At 70.1% G+C, this 19,086-nt stretch carries 15 protein-coding genes and 1 tRNA gene; 13 read left to right on the forward strand and 3 right to left on the reverse strand.

The genetic code is table 11. From position 1 onward, the window contains the following. Nucleotides 1–440: 440 nt before the first annotated feature. A complete protein-coding gene (locus tag VZQ01_RS39005) occupies nucleotides 441–572 on the reverse strand; it encodes a hypothetical protein (RefSeq protein ID WP_426749049.1) in 132 nt (43 codons plus the stop codon). A gap of 397 nt (nucleotides 573–969) precedes the next feature. Here VZQ01_RS39005 and VZQ01_RS39010 point away from each other — a divergent pair, with 397 nt between their 5' ends. Together VZQ01_RS39010 and VZQ01_RS39015 are read left to right on the forward strand one after the other, a co-directional pair. Then, complete coding sequence (locus VZQ01_RS39010) at nucleotides 970–1,614, forward strand: hypothetical protein (RefSeq protein WP_426749051.1); 645 nt, start codon at nucleotides 970–972, stop codon at nucleotides 1,612–1,614. A gap of 168 nt (nucleotides 1,615–1,782) precedes the next feature. Then, nucleotides 1,783–2,967 (forward strand): glycosyltransferase family 2 protein, encoded by a 1,185-nt coding sequence (locus VZQ01_RS39015; protein WP_223747367.1) that lies wholly within the window; start codon nucleotides 1,783–1,785, stop codon nucleotides 2,965–2,967. A gap of 60 nt (nucleotides 2,968–3,027) precedes the next feature. Here VZQ01_RS39015 and VZQ01_RS39020 read toward each other — a convergent pair whose 3' ends face one another. Further along, nucleotides 3,028–3,894 (reverse strand): CHAP domain-containing protein, encoded by an 867-nt coding sequence (locus VZQ01_RS39020; protein ID WP_426746161.1) that lies wholly within the window; start codon nucleotides 3,892–3,894, stop codon nucleotides 3,028–3,030. 134 nt (nucleotides 3,895–4,028) lie between these two features. Between VZQ01_RS39020 and VZQ01_RS39025 the strand changes: the two genes are divergently transcribed. From VZQ01_RS39025 to VZQ01_RS39050, 6 genes are all read left to right on the forward strand, one after another. Further along, complete coding sequence (locus VZQ01_RS39025) at nucleotides 4,029–5,720, forward strand: HEAT repeat domain-containing protein (RefSeq protein WP_223747369.1); 1,692 nt, start codon at nucleotides 4,029–4,031, stop codon at nucleotides 5,718–5,720. A gap of 55 nt (nucleotides 5,721–5,775) precedes the next feature. Continuing rightward, a complete protein-coding gene (locus VZQ01_RS39030; RefSeq protein WP_426746162.1) occupies nucleotides 5,776–7,863 on the forward strand; it encodes an ATP-dependent helicase in 2,088 nt (695 codons plus the stop codon). Between the two features lie 90 nt (nucleotides 7,864–7,953). Next, nucleotides 7,954–9,585: an Hsp70 family protein gene (locus tag VZQ01_RS39035; RefSeq protein ID WP_223747371.1), complete on the forward strand. Its 1,632-nt coding sequence runs from the start codon at nucleotides 7,954–7,956 to the stop codon at nucleotides 9,583–9,585. 10 nt (nucleotides 9,586–9,595) lie between these two features. Next, nucleotides 9,596–10,021 carry an SCP2 sterol-binding domain-containing protein gene (locus VZQ01_RS39040; protein WP_046714145.1) on the forward strand — a complete coding sequence of 142 codons (426 nt, stop codon included), beginning with the start codon at nucleotides 9,596–9,598 and terminating at the stop codon, nucleotides 10,019–10,021. A gap of 17 nt (nucleotides 10,022–10,038) precedes the next feature. Beyond that, nucleotides 10,039–10,311 (forward strand): hypothetical protein, encoded by a 273-nt coding sequence (locus VZQ01_RS39045; protein ID WP_141332022.1) that lies wholly within the window; start codon nucleotides 10,039–10,041, stop codon nucleotides 10,309–10,311. A 72-nt stretch (nucleotides 10,312–10,383) separates the two neighbouring features. Next, a tRNA-Val gene (locus VZQ01_RS39050) sits at nucleotides 10,384–10,455 on the forward strand. 148 nt (nucleotides 10,456–10,603) lie between these two features. Here VZQ01_RS39050 and VZQ01_RS39055 read toward each other — a convergent pair. After that, nucleotides 10,604–11,587: a TerC family protein gene (locus VZQ01_RS39055; RefSeq protein WP_223747372.1), complete on the reverse strand. Its 984-nt coding sequence runs from the start codon at nucleotides 11,585–11,587 to the stop codon at nucleotides 10,604–10,606. Nucleotides 11,588–11,939: 352 nt separating this feature from the next. On the opposite strand from VZQ01_RS39055, the gene VZQ01_RS39060 reads away from it, so the two are divergent. The 5 genes from VZQ01_RS39060 (at nucleotide 11,940) to VZQ01_RS39080 (ending at nucleotide 19,041) form a co-directional block, all read left to right on the forward strand. Beyond that, the gene (locus tag VZQ01_RS39060) at nucleotides 11,940–12,974 is read left to right on the forward strand and encodes a carbohydrate-binding protein (protein ID WP_223747373.1); all 1,035 of its coding nucleotides are present in this window, start codon (nucleotides 11,940–11,942) and stop codon (nucleotides 12,972–12,974) included. 237 nt (nucleotides 12,975–13,211) lie between these two features. Next, entirely contained in the window at nucleotides 13,212–14,810 is a 1,599-nt protein-coding gene (locus VZQ01_RS39065; RefSeq protein WP_223747374.1) for a Rieske 2Fe-2S domain-containing protein, read from the forward strand. Nucleotides 14,811–15,108: 298 nt separating this feature from the next. Next, complete coding sequence (locus tag VZQ01_RS39070) at nucleotides 15,109–16,365, forward strand: carboxypeptidase-like regulatory domain-containing protein (RefSeq protein ID WP_223747375.1); 1,257 nt, start codon at nucleotides 15,109–15,111, stop codon at nucleotides 16,363–16,365. 372 nt (nucleotides 16,366–16,737) lie between these two features. After that, the gene (locus tag VZQ01_RS39075; protein WP_223747376.1) at nucleotides 16,738–17,322 is read left to right on the forward strand and encodes a hypothetical protein; all 585 of its coding nucleotides are present in this window, start codon (nucleotides 16,738–16,740) and stop codon (nucleotides 17,320–17,322) included. Nucleotides 17,323–17,472: 150 nt separating this feature from the next. Continuing rightward, nucleotides 17,473–19,041, forward strand: a complete 1,569-nt coding sequence (locus tag VZQ01_RS39080) for an LVIVD repeat-containing protein (protein WP_426746163.1) — start codon at nucleotides 17,473–17,475, stop codon at nucleotides 19,039–19,041. The last annotated feature ends 45 nt before the right edge of the window (nucleotides 19,042–19,086 follow it).

The following is a 19,086-nucleotide window of genomic DNA, read 5'->3' on the forward strand; positions in this document are numbered from 1 at the left end:
TTCGGAGCTGTGGGTGCCCCTGGCATGACGCAGCCTTCGGTGGCGGGCACTCACGGCGCAACGCAGACCTTCGGCGCGGTGGGCACACCTGGAATGACGCAGGCCTCGGCGGGGGCTCACGGCTCGACGCAGACCTTCGGCGCTGTCCCTTCGTCGGGCCCGGCCCCCACTTCAGGAAGCCCGATATTCCCCAGCCACACGGGCGGAAGTCCTCGCCAGACCACGCAGGTCTTCGGTGCGGCCACGTCAGGCCCCCCTCCGTCGCCTCCATCGATTGCCCCCGTGACGCTCGGAGCTTCGGGCACGTCAGGCACGAGCCCGTCCTCACCCGCGAGCGGGACTCCCGCCCATATCGGGCGCACGCTCACGTACGGAGCCGTGTCTGACCCGGCCGATGCGGGAGCCGTCCCCGAGCTCCCCGCCGAGAGGTCCACGAGCCTCTACGGCGAGGCCTCGTCGTCCACCGAACTCTTCGGTGCCGCCAACGCGCCCGGGTCTCCGGTCAATCGCAAGACCTCCGCGTACGGCGCGGCCACCGACGCCGGGTCGCACGGCGTGAACCTGCCGCCCATGGAGCTGCCGGGACTCGGCGCCCTGGGCGCCGCCGGTGGCCAGGGACCCAGCACCTCGGAGCCCGCCTACCGCCGAGGCGCCGTCTCCCTCCCACCGGAGCTGCTGTCCGCGAACCGCGAGTCCGCGGACCTCGTGGCCTCGACCCCTTCGAGCTCTTCCTCGCGGCTCTGGCTGGGCCTGGTCGTGGCGGCCGGGGTGCTGCTGGCCGGAGTGCTCGCCTATCCCGCGTGGAAGAACCGTGACGCGGACATGCCGGCCACCGCGGTGACGGAGAAGGAGCGGGCCTCGGTCCTGCTGCGCAGGGACGACTCCGTCTCCAGGGACCAGGCCATCCAGAGCCTCAAGGCCCTCACGGCCACGTATCCAAAATACACCGAGGCCCAGGCCGAGCTCGTCGTGGCGCTCTCGCTGCGCCTGGGCGAGCTCCAGGCCGAGGCCGAGCGGCTGCGAACCCAGGGCGAACTCCTCCAGCGAGACATCGACGAGCGCGCCGCCGCCCAGGCCACCGTCGACTGGGAGAGCCGGGTCAACGCGCTGAAGGCGCAGCGCGAGGACGTCATCAAGCTCGGCGGACCGCTGCGCATCGAGATCGACCGCCTGCGCAAGGAAGTGGACGTCCTGGCCGAGGCCCTCGAGGCCGCGCCCGAGGTGGAGCCCACGCCGGCCCTGGCCGCGCGGGTGAAGGCCCGGGCCCTCCACGCGGGGGTGACGGCGGCGCCGGATGCCCTCGCGCTGGCCGAGCGCCTGCGCAACGTGGAGGGCGCCCCGAAGGCGTGGAGCACCGTGGCCCGCGCCGAGTACGTGCTCAGCTCCGGCTCTCCGCCGGAGTCGGTGGCCCAGTCCGTGTCGGAGCTGGAGGCGCTCCGTCAGGCGGATGGCACCCTGCTGCGCCCCTACGTCCTGGCTGCCCGACTGGCCCTGCGCCAGAAGGACCCGGCGGCGGCGCGTTCACTGCTGGACGACGTGCTGGCGCTCAACAAGAACCACGAGCTGGCGCGAAAGCTGCTCGAGCAGGTCTCCACGAGCGCCCCGCGGCCCTGAAACGACGTGCGTCCCACCCGGGCGGAGGACTGGAGAAAGTCCAGTCCCACCCGGCGCTGATCCCCACGCCTGCCTCCGCGCTCCGAGCGGAGCGGGCTGCTCGCGCGGGGCATGCCTCTTGCTGAACCCAGGGCCGATTCGAGGACTGGGTCTTGGGAGGCATGGTCGATGGCGGAGGTCTTCTTCTGGTGTGCCGCGCTGCTGCTGGCGCACACGTATTTTCTCTACCCATTGAGCCTGTTCGTGCTGGATGGGGCGGCGCAGGTGGCGCAGAACATCCGGGCGATGCGAGGCGGGGACGCGCGCCGTGAGCTGCCGGGCAGGCGCGGGGCGGCTCCATCGGTGAGCCTGGTGGTCGCGGCGTACAACGAGGCGTCCTGCATCGGGCAGAAGCTCGAGAACAGCCTCGCGCTCGACTACCCGGCCGACCGCTTCGAGGTGCTCATCGGCTCGGACGGCTCCACCGACGGCACCAACGAGCGCGTGCTGGAGTGCCGGGACGAGCGCGTGCGCCTGTCCCCCGCGCCCCGCGCGGGCAAGACGACGGTGCTCAACCGCTGCATCCCCATGGCCAAGGGCGACATCGTGGTCCTCTCGGACGCGAACACGATGATCGAGCCCGACGCCATCGAGAAGCTGGTGCGCCACTTCGATGACCCGGAGGTGGGGGCGGTCTGCGGCAAGCTGCGCCTCTACAACCCGACGAAGAAGGACTACGAGGAGAGCGCGTACTGGAGCTACGAGTCCCTCATCAAGATGTACGAGGGGCGCCGGGGCGCGGTGGTGGGGGCCAACGGGGGCCTGTACGCCATCCGCCGCACGCTCTACACGCAGCTGCCGCCGTCCACCATCGTGGATGACTTCGTCATCCCGCTGCGCATCCTCGAGAAGGGCTACAAGGTCGCGTACGAGGAGAAGGCCGTCGCGCACGAGGAGACGACAGAGGACTACGGCAAGGAGTTCGGCCGCCGCGCGCGCATCGCCGCCGGCAACTTCCAGAGCCTGCGCATGGTGCCGGGCCTCCTGCTGCCCACCGCGGGCTTCCCCGCGTTCGCGTTCTGGTCGCACAAGCTCTTGCGCTGGTGCGCGCCCGCGCTGATGGGCGTGGCGCTGCTGGCGAACCTGTTCCTGCTCGACAGCATGTTCTACCGCGCCACGCTCTTCGCCCAGGGCCTGTTCTACGCGCTGGCGTACCTGGGGAAGGTGGGCGTGCTCAAGCGCGGCGCGGCGAAGCGGGTGGCCTCGGTGGCCTACTACTTCGTCACCATGAACCTGGCCATCGTCGTGGGCTTCTGGCGCTTCCTGCGCAACTCGCAGCGCGCCGCGTGGGACCGCACCGCGCGCGCGTCCTGAGACGAAGTCCTCGCCGCTTCACCGGCGCCCGGCTCTTCCTGGAGTCGGGCGCCGCTCGTTTCAGCGCAGGGCCACGGGGATGGGCGCGGGCTTCTTCTTCGCCGGGGCGCTCGCGGGGAGCACGCTGCCGTAGGCCGCGAAGAGCTGCCCGGTGAGCACCGGGGCCTTGTTCGGGCCGGGGTGGCGCAAGAGGTCGTTGAGCACCTCGCCCGTCTTCGGATCCCTCGGCAGGTGGGGGCGCGCCAGGTTCATCCGGTAGCGCACCACGCCCCGGTTGACCCGGTGGATGACGGTGACGGTGCCCTGCGCGTCCACGCTGTCGACGATGCCCACGTGGGTGAGGCCATCGTTGCGGCGGCCGTCCCGGTTCTGGTCGTACGTCTCGTGGAAGAACACCAGGTCCCCGGGCACGGGCCGGCCGTCCTCGTACACGCGGCCATGGGCGCGGGCGTAGCGGTACAGCGCGGTGACGCCGTTGTCTCCGGGCTTGAGCGTCCCGCGGAAGGACAGGCCCGCCTGCGCGTAGACGCCCTCGATGAGGCCCGTGCAGTCGGACGGGTACTTGCGGCCGTCGAAGGTCACCTGCGGCTTGCCCACCACCGAGCGCGCCGCGGCCAGGACCTTCTCGCGCGCATCGGCCGAGACGGGGCGCGCGCCCTGGGTGCTCACCTTCGTGGTGGCCGGCTTGCCCTTCGCGGGCCGGGACGCGGTGGCGCGCGCGGGCATCTTCGCCTTGGCCGGCGCGGGCTTCTTCTCCGCTTGCGCCGTCGCCACGGGCGTGGAGAGCGACTCGCGGGGGAAGGCCGGCGGCGAGGCCGAGTGGTAGCGGACCGCGTACGAGTCCAGCCAGGGCTCCAGCCGGCCGGACGGGGTGGCGCAGCCCGTCGCGAGCATCGAGAGCATTCCCATCAGCGTGAGCCACCGCATGCGCGACCTCCCTGTAGCGTCCTGGGGCACCATGCTGGCCCCGGCTTCGTGTGTCGTCAAAAAACCTACCCAGGCAACCGTCCGTGGCGGCGCGTGTTTCCGGGGGGAGCGGGGTGCGGTATTGCTCCAGGAGAATGTTTTCACTCCGCCGAGCCTTCCCCGTCCTCCTGCTGGCCACCGGGTGCCTGCCCAATCCGTATGACCGCGCCGCCAGCACGGACACCGTGGAGGGCTATCGCGCCTTCCTGCGGGAGAACCCGACGCACCCGGATGGTGACGCCGCCGAGGCCCGGCTTGAGGAGCTGGAGTTCGAGGAGGCGAAGCGGCTGCACACGGTGCTCGCCTACAAGCGCTTCCTGGAGGCGTACCCGGAGGCGCCGCACACGCGCACCGCGAGGACGCTGCTGGAGGGCCTGCGCTTCAACGCCGCGAAGGAGGCCGACTCCGTGGCCGCCTGGAAGCAGTTCCTCCAGGAGCACCCGGACGGCGCCCAGCGCGACGAGGCGAAGCGGCTGATGCTGGAGGCGGAGTCGCGCGAGCTGGCGACGACGGAGGACCCGAAGCGGCTGGCCGAGTACCTGCGCGAGAAGCCGGATGATCCACGCCGACTCCAGGTCGAGTCGCGGCTGGACGCGCAGGCCTTCGAGCAGGCCAGGGGCTCCGGCGCGACGAAGCTGTTCGCCTACCTCAAGGACTTCCCGGCCGGCGTGCACCGCGAGGAGGCGCGCGTCCTGCTGCTGGGGCTGGAGGTGGAGGGGCTGCTCGTCTCGGGGCTGGTGGACGAGGCCGAGGCGCGGGTGAAGGCGCATCCGCTGGGGCCCAAGCTCACGGACTTCCCGGCGCGACTGACGCGCGCCCGCGCCGAGCAGGCCGCGCTGGCGCATCCGGATCCGCTCGTGCGCGCCGCGCACGTGGGCCACTACCTGCGCGACCTGGAGGACCTGAAGCGCTCGCTGCTGGCGCCGGACGCGCTGGACCGCTGGCAGGCCGCGGAGGAGCTGGGCCAGCACGTCTCCGTGCGCGCGGTGGATCCGCTCCTGGACGCGCTGCGCTCGGCGCGCAACCCGTTGATCCGCCAGAACGCGCTGGAGTCGCTGCGCACGGTGCTCACGTCGCTGCCGCGCCCGGTGGCGGAGTACGAGGTGGCCTCCCGGCTGGACGCCCTGCGCGAGCGGGCCAGCAGCGCGGAGATGTACCTCACCGTGGCCGTCCTCCTGGACCTCTCCGGGCAGCTGCCGCAGGCCTCCACCGAGTACCAGCGCGCCTTCGACTCCGGCGTGCCGGACCCCGTGGTGCTGCGCCGCTGGGTGGACATCCGCGAGGGGCGCAAGCAGCCCTTCTCCGCCGCGGTGGCCGCGCGCCAGCTCGCGGTGTGGGCGCTGAACGTGGCCCGCGACGAGACGGTGACGACGGAGGGCCGCGTGCCCCTGGCCTCGGCGCGGCAGCTGTGCGCGGCGGCCGTCAACGCGAGATTCGCCCAGGAGGCCATCGCCCGCGCGCGCGCCGTCTCCACCGAGTTCCCCGAGGACCTGGCTGAGTTCGAGCGCCGCGCCGAGGAGGCCCGCCGCCTCACCGAGGCCCGGCTGGCGGACGCGGAGCTGATCCTCCGCGAGCAGTCGCCCGGGGTGCGCACCTGCGCGGACCGCGGCGTCACCGAGCGGCTGGAGGGCGGGGTGAAGGAGCGCACCGCCGCCCTCGCCACGGTGAGCACGAAGCTGCCCCAGGTGGGCCGGGTGCTGCTGGAGCTGGCCCGGGAGAGGGATCCTTCCGCCCAGGTCCGCGAGGCGGCCTCGGCGCGGCTGACGGCGCACAAGCCCGTGCCGTGAAGTCCGGCTGATCCGTTCGTCCCGGGCGGGCGGGGCGGTTAGAGTTCCGCGCCCCATGGTCTCCCCGCCCACCCCCAGGCCGCTCGGTCCGCCGAGTGGCCCGTCGCGCATCGACTACGCCCGGCTCCTCAACGAGGAGCAGCTGCGCGCGGTGGAGGCGGACGCGGGGCCGGTGCTGGTCATCGCCGGCGCGGGCTCCGGCAAGACGCGCACGCTCACCTTCCGCGCGGCGCGCAGGCTGGAGCTGGGCCTCTCGCCCGACCACCTCCTGCTCTTGACGTTCACCAACAAGGCCGCGCGCGAGATGACCCGCCGCCTGGCGGAGCTGGTGGGCGGCTTCGTGGACGTGGGGCGCGTGACGGGCGGCACGTTCCACCACGTGGCGCATGCGCTCCTGCGCGAGCACGCGACGGCGCTGGGCTACTCGGAGCGCTTCACCGTGCTGGACCGGCAGGACGCGCGGGACCTCATGGTGAGCTGTCTGGCCGAGCGCAAGCTCAAGAGCGACAAGCGCTTCCCCCGGCCGGAGCTGGTGCTGGAGCTGGTGTCGCTCGCCACCAACCTGCAGCAGGCCGTGTCGGAGGTGCTGGTGGACCGCCGGCCGCAGTTCGTCCCGCTGGCGCCGGAGGTGCTCGCCACGGCGGCGCTCTACCGCCAGCGCAAGACGCGGCTGCACCTGATGGACTTCGATGATCTGCTCCTCAACCTGAAGCGGCTGCTCGTCGAACACCCCCGCGTCCGCGCCCTGCTCGCCGAGCGCTTCCACGCCGTGCTCGTGGACGAGTACCAGGACACCAACAGCCTCCAGGGCGAGCTGGTGGATCTGCTCGCCGGGGAGCGTCAGGACCTCACCGTCGTGGGGGACGACTGCCAGTCCATCTACAGCTTCCGGGGCGCGGACTTCTCCAACATCATGGGCTTCCCGGAGCGGCACCCCGGCTGCGCCGTCTTCACCCTGACGCGCAACTACCGCTCGACCCCGGAGGTCCTCCAGCTCGCCAACGCCGCCATCGCCCAGAACACGCGGCAGTTCCCCAAGGCGCTCGTCTCCGAGCGCGCCTCCGGGCCCCGGCCCCTCGTCGTCCCCACGCTGGACGCGGCCGAACAGGCGACCTGGGTGGCCGAGCACATCCAGACGCTCCGCGCGCGGGGCGAACCCCTGGAGTCGATGGCCGTCCTCTACCGCGCCCACAACCACGGCCTGGAGCTCCAACTGGAGCTGACGCGCCGGGGCCTGCCGTTCCGGGTGCGCTCCGGGGTGCGCTTCTTCGAGCAGCCCCACGTCAAGGACGTGCTGGCCCACCTGCGCTGGGTGAACAACCCCCGGGACGAGCTGGCGTTCCGCCGGGTGGTGCGCGCGGTGCCGGGCGTGGGACCCACCACGGCGGAGCGCCTGTGGACCTCGCTGCGCGCCCTGCCGGAGGGCCTGCCCCTGGGGGAGCGGCTGGTCCACGAGGACGTGCGGCGCCACGTGTCGAAGAAGTCGCTTCCGGCCTTCGAGCGGCTCACGGCGCTGATGGGGCGGCTGGGACGCCCGGAGGCCACGCGCGACCCGGGGGGGCTCATCGAGGACGTGCTGGCGGGTGGGTACGCCGCCCGGCTCGCCCTGGAGGCCATGCCCGAGGACAGCCGGGAGGACGACCTGCGGCGGCTGGCGGAGCTGGCCCGGCGGTTCGAGGACCTGCCGCGCTTCCTGTCGGAGCTGGCGCTGGTGGCGGAGTTCGCCGCCAAGGAGGCCCTGGAGGGCGATGCCCCCGGGGACGTCCTGACGCTCAGCTCCGTCCATCAGGCCAAGGGGCTGGAGTGGCGGAGCGTCTTCGTCCTCTGGCTGGTGGACGGGCGCTTCCCCATGTCCCAGGCGACTCGCTCGGCCGAGGAGGAAGAGGAGGAGCGGCGCCTGTTCTACGTGGCCACCACCCGGGCCCGGGACCTCCTGGCGCTGGTGTACCCCCTGTCGGTGCTGCCCCGGGAGGGCGAGCGCATCGTCCTGCGCCCGTCCCGCTTCCTGGACGAGCTGCCGACGGGGGAGGGGGGGCCGTATGATCGCCTGGTCCTGCCCTCCACCGAGGCGGTCCGAGGGGTGCTCCCACCCCCCCTGGGGTGGAACGAGCCGGGTCCGGAGGGCTCCGAGGTGGAGGACTGAGGGCTTCGCCCAGAAACGCGCGCGCGAAGTCGCGACGTGATACAGAGTGGGACGGGGGCGCGCGTCTGGTGGCCCGCGCCCGTGAACTTCATGGCGGACAGACCTCGCATCGTCGGGATTGACCTGGGCACCACCAACACGCTGGTGGCGTCCGTGCGCAACCGCATCCCGAAGATCGTCCCCACGGATCGCGGCAACCTCATCCTCCCCACCGTCGTCGCCCTGTCGGCCAAGGGAGACCTCCTGGTGGGCGGGGTGGCCAAGGACCAGATGGTCACCAACCCCCGCAACACGCTGTGGGGGACCAAGCGCCTCATCGGCCGCAAGTACCACTCCAAGTCGGTGGAGGACCTGCGCGGCTCCTTCCCGTACGACATCGTCGAGGGCCCCAACGGGGACGCCGCGGTGATGATGGGCGGCAAGCTCTACACGCTGCCCCAGGTCTCCAGCTTCGTGCTCTCGCAGCTGAAGACCATCGCGGAGCAGTTCCTGGGCGGCCCCATCGACGCGGCCGTCATCTCCGTCCCGGCCTACTACAACGACAACCAGCGCCAGGCGGTGAAGGAGGCGGGCCGGCTCGCCGGCTTCGACGTCAAGCGCATCGTCAACGAGCCCACCGCGGCGGCGCTCGCGTACGGCTTCAACCGGGGCCTGGACCAGAAGGTCCTCGTCTACGACCTGGGCGGCGGCACCTTCGACGTCTCCGTGCTGCACCTGGCCGGCAACGTCTTCGAGGTCCTGGCGACGGGCGGCGACACCTTCCTGGGCGGCGCGGACTTCGACACGCGCATCATGGAGTACGTGCTGGAGCGCTTCCGGGAGGAGACCAAGGTCGACCTCACCGAGAACCCCATCGCCCTGCAGCGCATCAAGAACGCCGCCGAGGCGGCGAAGATCGACCTGACGCTCATCCCCAACGTCGTCATCGACCTGCCCTTCATCGACGAGCGCAAGGGCAAGCCGGTGGACCTGCGCATCCCCCTGACGCGCGAGTTCCTCAACAGCCTCACCGGCGACCTGGTGGACCGCACCTTCGAGATCTGCGACCGCGTGCTCGAGGAGAAGGGCATCGCCCGCTCGGACATCGACGAGATCATCCTCGTCGGCGGCCAGAGCCGCATGCCGCTCGTGCAGCAGAAGATCCAAGCGCACTTCGGCAAGCCGCCCAGGAAGGGCGTGCACCCCGACGAGTGCGTGGCCCTGGGCGCGGCGCTGCTGGGCGACTCGCTGGGCAGCATCGACGCGGTGACGCTGCTGGACGCGGTGTCCATGCCCATCGGCTACGCGCTGCCCAACGGCCGCGTGAAGCGCATCATCGAGAAGAACTCGCTCATCCCCATGGTGAAGAGCTTCCGCCTGCCTCCGCCGAAGGAGCCGGGCTCGGCCTACATCGAGCTGGACATCTTCCAGGGGGACAGCGACCTGATGGTGGACAACGAGTACCTGGGCACCGTCCGGGTCCCGTCCGCCGCGGCCGGCAGGAAGATCGACTTCCGCCTCACCGAGGAGTGTCTGCTCCAGGTGACGGTGGAGGAGGCCAGTGGTACTCCGCGCCGGGTGGACCTGGCCACGCGCGATACCCCGGAGCAGCTCAAGCGGGCGCTCTCGGATGTCCTGCGCAACAACGTCGACCATCAGCCCGTGGCGAGCGGCTCCAACGGCGCCAGCGATGACGAGCGGGGCCTGCTCTCCAGCATCAAGAGAGTCTTCCGAAGAGGATAGGTAGCAGCTCATGGCGAAGTTCCCGTCGAAGGAGTGGCTGGACGAAGCGGTCCGGCTCACGAACGAGGACCCCGAGTGCGCCGTCGCCGGCAAGGGATGGAAGGGCGACTTCGGGGCCATCATCGAGGCCGAGCCCGGCAAGCTGGCGAAGTCCTTCGTGGTGCATGTCGTCCCGGGCGACTGCCGCATCGAGAAGGCCCGCGTGCTCGCGGACCCGGATGACCTGGACGAGCTCGAGCCCGTCTACCTGGCCCGCGCCCCGTACACCGTCTGGAAGCAGCTGCTGCAGGGGACGCTGGACCCCGTGGAGGCGGTGCTCAAGCGCCGCATCTCCATGAAGGGTGACCTGCAGCCCCTCATCGAGCGCATGAAGTACAAGGGCATCGCGGACCGCGTCTTCGCGAAGCTGCAGACGCAGTACATCGACGAGCCGTAGGCCGGGGGCAACGAGCCATGGGTATCCGTGACGACTTGAAGAAGCAGGCGCTGGAGCTCTCCAGCAAGGCCGTGGAGAAGCTCATGGCCGACGAGAAGCGCGCCATGGCCATCGCCAACGCCATCGGCAAGGCCCAGCGGGGCAAGCAGGCCCTGGACCGCGGCCAGGAGGAGCTGCTCAAGGCGTTCCACTTCGCGCCGAAGAGCGAGTTCAAGGCCGTGGGCAAGCAGCTGTCCGGCCTCAAGCGTCGGCTGCGTGAGCTGGAAGAGAAGCTGGATGGGCTCTCGTAGAAATTGCGTTGACACCCGAGGGAGCAGATGGCATCTAGCTCCCCGTCGCGACGCGGTGGCAACACGCAGCGCGGGCGTATAGCTCAGCGGTAGAGCACTGCCTTCACACGGCAGGGGTCGCAGGTTCAAACCCTGCTGCGCCCAACCAGAAGAGGCCGTGAATCCAAGGGGAAACCCAAGGGTTCACGGCCTCTTCGCTTTCCGGCGCATGACTTTGGCGGCGCCCGGCTCCGGCGCGCCCGGCATGAGGTCCGGACGCGCCCTGGCTTCGGGGGATGTGCTGCGGGCTGCTTCAGCTCTCCGACGGTTTGACGAGCGTGTCGGCGCCCGTCTCCGGCGTGTGCGGCGGCAGGTTCTTCGCCTTGATGAGCGAGGCGACGATGCTGGCGCCCAGCAGCGTGGCGATGACGCCCAGCGAGACGGCCGGGTGGATCTTCACGAAGTCGATGAGCGCCATCTTCGCGCCCACGAACACCAGCACGCCCGACAGGCCCACCTTCAGGTAGCTGAACTTCTCCACCGCGCCGGCCAGCAGGAAGAACAGCGAGCGCAGGCCCAGGATGGCGAAGATGTTGGACGTGAAGACGATGAACGGATCTCGCGTCACCGCGAAGATGGCGGGGATGGAGTCCAGGGCGAAGAGGATGTCCGACGCCTCCACCAGGATGAGCGCCATCAGCAGCGGCGTGGCCAGCCGGCGGCCGTTCTCCATGGTGAAGAAGTGGTGCCCGTCGAAGCGCGTGGTGGACGGGATGCTCTTGCGCAGCATCCGCATCATCCACCCGTCCTCCGGGTGGTCCTCCTTGTTGCGCTGCACGAACAGCTTCAGGCCGGTGATGATGAGGAAGCCGCCGAAGACGTAGATGAGCCAGTGGAAGCGCTCCAGCATGGCCACGCCGGCGAAGATCATGATGGCCCGGAGCACGAGCGCGCTCAGGATGCCCCAGAAGAGCACCCGGTGCTGGTACAGCGCGGGGATGCGCATCGCCGAGAAGATGACGACGAAGACGAAGATGTTGTCGACGGAGAGCGACTTCTCGATGAGGTAGCCGGTGAGGAACTCCAGCCCGGGCTTGCCTCCGAACTTCCACCAGAGCCCCGCGTTGAACAGCAGCGCCAGGCTGATCCACACCGTGCTCCAGCCCAGCGCTTCCTTGAAGCTGACCGTGTGGGCCTTCCGGTGGAAGACGCCGAGGTCCAGGGCGAGCATCGCGATGACGAAGGCAATGAAGCCGCCCCACAGGACGGGACTGCCGACGGTTTGTAGAGGTTCCATAGGTGGGGTTCAGATAAGAGCCGCCGTTCTCTTCGACAAATAGGGATTACAGACTCACTCCTTCGGAAAAACCGAAGGATGGCTCCCGCAAGCGCTCCAGGGCTGTCCCGGGAGGGGGCGGCCCGGGGAGGGCCGGAGCGGGCGTCACTGGCTGGGGAAGGGTTGCGGGACGTGGTGGGTTTCGGGCCGTCCGGTTGGAAAAACGACAGTCACCGGGCCGCTGAGACCAGCCAGGCGTCGACGCCCCGAGGCAATCCTGGCCTCGGGGGAGCGGCGCGGCGAGGGCCCGCAGGGCGATAGGCGTCCGCGGCTCCTCCGCCACTCTCGCGGCCCCTCGCAGAAGGACCGCCATTTGATCCGGAACCGTGTTCTCTCATCCCTGTGTGGCGCCTTGTTCCTCCTGTCCGCCTCCGCGTGCGGCGCCGACCCGGGCGCTCCCGGAGCCCAGACGCCCGGCGGCACCGAGTCGCCGTCCGAGCAACCCCAGGTCCCGAGCCCCGACCCCACGCCGGGCAACCCCGCGCCGGAGCCCACGCCCGGGGTGACTCCGACACCTGAGCCGACGCCCGAGCCGACGCCCGAGCCCACCCCGGAGCCGACTCCCGAGCAGCCCTCCGTGGACAAGTTCGGCGTGACGCGGCTGTACCCGTCCAAGGCGGGCGGCGAGTCCTGGGCGCTGGCGGACGACCCCACGTCGGACCCCCGGTTCGACCCGCAGCGCGCCATCACCCGCAACGCGGACGGCTCGTGGAAGATGAAGCACAGCCAGGTGCGCATGGGCGTCACCACCTCCACCGGCTACTCCGCCGCGAAGATTCCGACGTATGACCGGGATGTGCTGGCCAGCCGGGGCTACATGCAGGCGCCCAACGACTGGAAGAACGTCGAGATGACGGGCTTCGTGAAGCTCAACGCCGCGTCGGACGGCTCGGACAACTTCGACTGGTACGCGCGCGGCGGCAAGCACAACAACAACAACTCCGGCTGCGAGGGCAGCAGCTACAAGGGCGGCCTGCACTACGACGGCCGCGCCCGCTGGCAGAAGGAGACGTGGCATGTCTCCTACGACCAGGCGCCGTACAAGCCCGCCACCTCCGCGCTCAAGGGGCGCTGGGTGGGCTTCAAGGCGGTGATGCGCAACACCACCGTCAGCGGCAAGGAGGCCGTGCGGCTGGAGATGTACGTCAACGAGAACGCCGACAAGGTGACGTGGAAGAAGGTCTACGACTGGGTGGACGCTGGGGACTGGGGCGGGGACGCCGGGCACTGCGGCGGCTCCGTGGGCGCCATGCCGATCACCTGGGGTGGCCCCATCGCCACGTTCCGCTGGGACAACGCGGAGGACGTCGACTTCAAGTGGCTGTCCGTCCGTGAAATCCAGCCGTAGTCGCTGAGCCGTCTCCACCGACGACGACACCGGGGCGCGGGAGGTCCTCCTTCCGCGCCCTTCGTGTCTCCCGCCCGGGGCCGTGTCGGGACGCGGACGCGAGCCGGGACTGGAAGGCCCCTGGTCCAGGTGACACCCCGTTCGCAGCCTACTTCACGCCGGCCGTGAGAGCGGGCGGCGACTCGGGTGTGTGCGGCCTCGGCGCGTCGTCGGGCCGCTTCGGTGGGGGGCGGGGACATGCGAATCACTTTCCTGGGCCATGCAGGCTTCGCCGTGGAGTGCGCGGGGAGCGTCGTCGTCATGGACCCGTGGCTGTCCCCGCGCGGGGCGTTCGACTCGGCGTGGATGCAGCTGCCCCGCAACCACCACCTGGCCCCGCGCGTGCGCGAGCTGTTGGAGACGCCCGGCCGCGAGCGCTACCTGTACGTCAGCCACGAGCACAAGGACCACTTCGACCCGGAGTTCCTGGCCAGCCTCCGCACCCGGGACTTCACGGTGGTGATTCCCCGCTTCCAGCGCTCGGAGCTGCAGGACATCTTCGCCCGCTACGGCTGCAAGCGCGTCATCGCCTGCGAGGACGGACGCGAGGTGCCCATCAAGGGCGGCTACCTCAAGCTCTTCGTGTCCGAGCAGGGCACCAACCGCGACTCCGCCATCATGGTGCGCGGCGACGGCCAGTGCTTCGTCAACCTCAACGACTGCAAGCTGCATGACCGGCTGGCGCGCATCAGCGAGGAGGAGGGGCCCATCGACCTCTTCACCGCCCAGTTCTCCGGCGCCATCTGGCACCCCACCTGCTACGAGTACACGCCGGAGACGTACGCGGCCATCTCGCTGAAGAAGCGCGAGAGCAAGTTCGAGGCGGTGGCGCGCGCGCTGGAGGTGGTGAAGCCGCGGGCCTACCTGGCCTCGGCCGGCCCCGCGTGCTTCCTGGACCCGGCCCTGTTCGCGCTCAACCTGGAGAAGGTGAACATCTTCCCCAACGCCACCACGCTGTTCCGCTTCCTCGAGCAGCGGCTGCCCGGCGCCGACACCCGCTTCCTGGAGCCCATGCCGGGGGACGTGCTGGACGCGGCCTCGCTGGAGTACGTCTCGCTGGACGGCGCGCGGCTGACGGAGGAGGGCTTCGAGTCCTACCTGCGCACCTACGCGGCGGACATGGCGCACCTGTTCCGGGAGCGGCGGCGCAACATGCTGCGCGCGGAGGTGGATGAGATCCACGCCCGGCTGCGCGTGGAGCTGCAGCGCAAGCTGGACCTGTTGGACCTGCACGAGCGGGTGGGGATGCCGCTGTACGTGGAGCTGACGGAGCTGCCCGAGCGCCTCTTGCGCGTGGACTTCAAGGGCCGGCGCGTGGACGAGGTGGCGGAGATTCGCGAGACGACGCGCTACACCATGAAGGTGAGCGCCGCGGACATGGTGCGCGTGCTGGACCGGAAGCTGACGTGGGAGGACTTCCTCTTGTCGTTCCGCCTGCGGCTCAGCCGCTTCCCGGACGTCTACGAGCCCATCCTCCACGGCTTCCTGGGCGTCGAAATCGAGGACATGCGGGCCTTCTGCGAGGGCGTGCGCTCCACCGAGTCCCAGCGCGAGCGCACCGTGGTGACGGTGGGCCACCGGCGCTTCTCCGTGCAGCGCTTCTGTCCGCATCAGGGCGCGGACCTGTCCGAGGGGTGGGTGGAGGAGGGCAGGTACCTGGTCTGCCCGCGCCACCGCTGGCAGTTCGACCTGGAGGACGGAGGCCGGTGCGCCATGAACGGCTCCACCCTCTGCGCCGAGTCCGTGTCGGAGAAGCCCGCCACGCCCGCACCGGCCGAGGAGCCGCTCGCGCTCTGAAATCCTCGTGTGTCGACGCCATGGCACACCGGGCCATGCGGGAACCCCGTATGTGTTTCGCACCCTCCTGTGACATTCCAGGCTACATGGGTGGGTCGAGAGCCTTTGATTTGTAGCGCGGGGTGTCACACGTGTGGTCGCCGTCGCCTCGGGTCTTTCGTGACGTGTCTGTGTTTGATGAACATTGGTGCTGGGATTGAAACATCCGGCGCTGCCGTGTCAATGTCAGATGAATCACATACCATGCGAGGAGGTGACGCTCTCGGGGTGTCGCCTTTCTTCAACGGGGAGGTATGTGATGTCTCTGTCGGCAATGGTCAGCAAGCGGTGGATGTGGCTGTGTGGCGCGCTGAGCGGCACGATGCTGCTGGGCGCGGCCTGTGGTGCGCCCGAGGGTGAGGCGGAGGCTCCCGCGGCGGTGGAGCACGTACAGCCGCTGGTGACGTGTACGCCCGCCAGCTCCGGCACCACCATCTGTGGCGTCGTCACCAACGCGGCCGGAGCCCCGCTCGCCGGGGCGAGGGTGAGCGTCGGCAGCGCCGCGGGGACGTCGGCCTCGGACGGCTCGTTCTCGGTGACGGCGGCGGTGCCCATGGGCACGCCGGTGACCATCGATGTTCCGGGCTACATGCCCTACGTGGGCGCCGTCACACGCAACGTGCTCGGGGCGCGCTTCGTGTTGCACTCGCTGCACCGGCAGACGTTCAGCGCGTCGGGCACCGTCGTGGTGACGGACCCGCGCAACGGCGCCTCCATCCAGGTGAACCTGTCCGCGCTGCGCGGCCCCTCGGGTGAGCAGGTGCAGGGCCCGTTCACGGTGGGCGTGCGTCACATCGACACGGGCCTGTTGTCGATGCCGGGCACCGACGGCGCCGTCAACCTGTCGGGCCAGCAGGTGTTCCTGGAGTCGCGCGGCGCCATCTACACGGAGGTCCGCGACGGCAGGGGGCAGCTGCTCAAGCTGGCCCCGGGCGCCACCGCGCGTGTCTTCATCCCGCTGACGAATGACCTGGCCCCCACGGCCCCGGCGAACATCGCCTTCTGGTCCATGCCCGTGGGCTCCAACCAGTGGCGGCAGCAGCCCACCAGCGGCACCCGCACGAGCAACCCCGTGCAGTGCAACAACCGCGAGACGGTGAGCTGCAACGCGGATGACTGCGCGCGCATCTCCAACAGCGGCTTCACGGCCAACACCAATGAGGTCGGCTTCATCAACGCCGACATCGAGAAGACCAACCCCGCCTGTCTGCGCATCGACGTGAACGCGGCCTCACTGCCGCCGGGCACCACGCTGCCCATCTGCCTGGAGCTGGAGATTCCGCTCCCCACCGGTGGCAGCCAGACGCGCAACATCTGCGTGGGCGCGGGCACGGACGTCCTCTACAACCTGCCGGCCAACGCCAACATCGTCGTGCGCCAGGCCCAGGGCTACGGCTGCCCGCCGCCTCCGGGTGGCAGCGTGGTGGTGAACACCGGCGCGCCCTGGGGCGGCACCGGCGTGCCCTCGACGCCTGGCCAGTGCAACGGCGTGCTGACGCTGCCGCCGCTGCCGTGAAGTCCCTGACACCCTGAAGTCCAAGGGCCCCGGTGCGTCCAGCGCGCCGGGGCCTTCTTCGTGGGAGGACGGGGACGCGCCTTGGTCGTGCAGGCGACAGCCATCCGGGACCGGCAGGCGATTACGAGCCCCGGCCCGAGCGGACACCATCGGCCACCCCCATGAGAGTCATTCCCAGAGGCCGCGCTTTCGACCGGCGATTCCGAGTGGCTGTCCTTGGCGCGGGAGTCGGCGGCGTCGTGTCCGCGGCCGAGTGCCAGCGGGCGGGGCACGAGGTGGAGCGGGACTCTCGCCGCGAAGCGGCCCGCTGGCTCGCGCCTGCTGAGCGGCCGCGGGCCGTCTGGTTTCACATCGTCGTTGGAGGAGTTCCACATGAGGGAAGTCGCGCACACCACCCCGCTGCATTCGGAGCCCCGGGGGCCCGCCGAGCTCGTCCGCAGCTTCCTGCCCATCCTCTATGGTTGTGATGAGCACCGTCCCCGCGCCGCCGCGTCGAGGCACTATCACCCGGACACCACGTTCCATGACCCACTCGTCACGGTGCAGGGGCTGGAGCGCGCCCGGCGGCTCGTGTATGTCAACAGGACCTTCCTCTCGGATTGTCGCATGGCCTTCGGCGACGTCACCGAGTCGCGGCGTCCGGATGGCTCCCATGTCGTGATGGCCGAGGTGAAGACCTCGCTCGTCTTCAAGCACTTCCTCGCCCTGCGGCCCTGGCAGGCGCTGGTGGGGGATACCTTCACGTACCACGCCGTGCACAAGGTCGTGCTCGACCAGGACCTGAAGGTCACCGAGCACGAGGAGATCTGCAGCGTCCGCTCCGTGCTCGACTCCTCGCCTCTGGGGCGGGTGTTGTATGGCCTGGTCCGGAAGCTCAACCACGCGTGCACGTCCGACTTCGGCTACACGCTGAACCAGTACATCGCCGGGGACCGGAGCGTGCGGACCATCTTCTGACGCCCCAGGGCCCGCGCGGATGTCAGGGATTGAACGGCGTCCGCGGACCCGCGATATGAGGAGGGCCCCTGTTCGTTCGAGGGATTCCGGGTCGGCCTTCCTCCGTGCACGTCCATCCCGCTCGCGCCGGCCCCATCCCCGGGGGCAGACATGGTGAAGTGGACGTGGGTCGTCGTCGCAATGGTGTGGTGGCTCGCTGGCGCGGGCGGGTGCGACAGCCCGGACCGTGAGGTCATCGAGGTGCCGGTGGATCTGTCTCCCGGCACGCCGCTGCCGGACCCGGGAGACCTGGGGCCACCGCCGGCCGTGAGCTGCGCGCTCCGGGTCTCCGTCAGCACCCCGGATGACTGCGGCAAGCTGGAGTCCTACGACCTGACGGGCTGTGATCTGGAGAGCCTGAAGGGCGTGGACACCTCGGGCCCCTTCAACGCGCGCTTCCACGACACCTCGACGGGGCCGGGGCGCGCCACCGAACAGCTGCTGGGCCGGTACTACTTCCTCGAACCGGAGGCGGCCCACCCGATGTTCCTGGTGTCGACCGCCAATATTCCCGGCCGTCCCTACAGCGTGACGGCGGAGCTGGGGTGCCGGGCGGTGGGGACGGACCGCGTGCTGGGCTGTGACGTCTACTGCGAGGCGGGGAAGCCGCCCCGGGTGCTCAGCTTCGAGAGCGTCCGGACCCGCCGCCGGCCCGGGGAAGCAGAGTCCTCGGGCGGGCTGCGACTCATCGGCGAGGCCTCCACGGGGGCGAACACGGGCATGGGGGTGGATGTCTACGTCACCAAGGGGCACGCCTACGTGGTGAACATCGAGGCGGGCTTCCCGGGCGAGGGAGGTCTGTTCGTCTTCGACCTCGCGGACCGCACCGCGCCGCGTCTGGTGGCGTCCATCACGCACCCCGATGATGCCTATTGGAACGGGGTCTGGGCCAAGGACGACGCGCTCTATGTCGCCAGCGCGGCCCGGGGCGTCCTGGTGTTCGACATCTCCGACCCCGCGTCCCCCAGGCTCATCCAGGACCTGTCGGGCGGCATGCGGCGCAGCACCCATACCCTCTTCGTGAATGGCAATCGGCTGTATGCCATGGACAACGGGGACGTCCTCATCTTCGACGTCACCCACGCGCGCGAGCCCGTGTTGCTGGGCAGCTACCGGGACGAGAGCTCCCGGATGCCGGGGCGCAACTCCTATCCCCACGACGCCACCTCCCTGAACCACCTGCTCTTCGTCAACCATTGGGGCGCGGGCCTGCTCATCCTCGACGCGCGCGACCCCGCGAACGTGAAGAAGCTGGGCGCGTACGAGTATCCCAACGCGATGAGCCACTACTCGCGCGTGGCGTACTTCCAGAACAACCTCATCGCGTTCGAGGGCGGCGAGGGGTGGGGCGCCCACCTGCGGGTGCTCAACCTGAACGACCCGGCGAACCCCACCCTCATCGGCGAGTACAAGCTGTCGCCGGAGGTCTCCATCCACAACATGGAGCTCGTCGGCAACCGGCTCTATCTGGCGCACTTCCAGCAGGGCGTGCGCGTCCTGGATGTCACCGTTCCGAGCCGTCCCCGGGAGATCGCCTATCACCACACCTGGCGGGAGCACGACCCCGTGTTCCTCAACGTCTCCTCCTGGGAGGGCGCCGTCGGCATCCGCGTCCCAGGGGACGGCTATGTCTACGTGGTCGACTCGCAGCGAGGCCTGCTCGTCTTCCCGGAGCTGTGAGCCCGCCAGGGGCCCGGGTGTCCCCCGCACCGGGCCTCTGGTAGC

It is taken from the genome of Myxococcus faecalis (assembly GCF_050039385.1).
Taxonomy (GTDB): domain Bacteria; phylum Myxococcota; class Myxococcia; order Myxococcales; family Myxococcaceae; genus Myxococcus; species Myxococcus fulvus.

What these genes read in the sequence shown, in the direction of transcription:
- VZQ01_RS39005 (WP_426749049.1), bottom strand. Translation starts at nt 572, where the DNA reads ATGGGCGGCAGGTTCACGCCGTGCGACCCGGCGTCGGTGGCCGCGCCG.
- VZQ01_RS39015 (WP_223747367.1), top strand. Translation starts at nt 1,783, where the DNA reads ATGGCGGAGGTCTTCTTCTGGTGTGCCGCGCTGCTGCTGGCGCACACG.
- VZQ01_RS39020 (WP_426746161.1), bottom strand. Translation starts at nt 3,894, where the DNA reads ATGCGGTGGCTCACGCTGATGGGAATGCTCTCGATGCTCGCGACGGGC.
- VZQ01_RS39025 (WP_223747369.1), top strand. Translation starts at nt 4,029, where the DNA reads ATGTTTTCACTCCGCCGAGCCTTCCCCGTCCTCCTGCTGGCCACCGGG.
- VZQ01_RS39030 (WP_426746162.1), top strand. Translation starts at nt 5,776, where the DNA reads ATGGTCTCCCCGCCCACCCCCAGGCCGCTCGGTCCGCCGAGTGGCCCG.
- VZQ01_RS39035 (WP_223747371.1), top strand. Translation starts at nt 7,954, where the DNA reads ATGGCGGACAGACCTCGCATCGTCGGGATTGACCTGGGCACCACCAAC.
- VZQ01_RS39040 (WP_046714145.1), top strand. Translation starts at nt 9,596, where the DNA reads ATGGCGAAGTTCCCGTCGAAGGAGTGGCTGGACGAAGCGGTCCGGCTC.
- VZQ01_RS39045 (WP_141332022.1), top strand. Translation starts at nt 10,039, where the DNA reads ATGGGTATCCGTGACGACTTGAAGAAGCAGGCGCTGGAGCTCTCCAGC.
- VZQ01_RS39055 (WP_223747372.1), bottom strand. Translation starts at nt 11,587, where the DNA reads ATGGAACCTCTACAAACCGTCGGCAGTCCCGTCCTGTGGGGCGGCTTC.
- VZQ01_RS39065 (WP_223747374.1), top strand. Translation starts at nt 13,212, where the DNA reads ATGCGAATCACTTTCCTGGGCCATGCAGGCTTCGCCGTGGAGTGCGCG.
- VZQ01_RS39070 (WP_223747375.1), top strand. Translation starts at nt 15,109, where the DNA reads ATGTCTCTGTCGGCAATGGTCAGCAAGCGGTGGATGTGGCTGTGTGGC.
- VZQ01_RS39075 (WP_223747376.1), top strand. Translation starts at nt 16,738, where the DNA reads ATGAGGGAAGTCGCGCACACCACCCCGCTGCATTCGGAGCCCCGGGGG.
- VZQ01_RS39080 (WP_426746163.1), top strand. Translation starts at nt 17,473, where the DNA reads ATGGTGAAGTGGACGTGGGTCGTCGTCGCAATGGTGTGGTGGCTCGCT.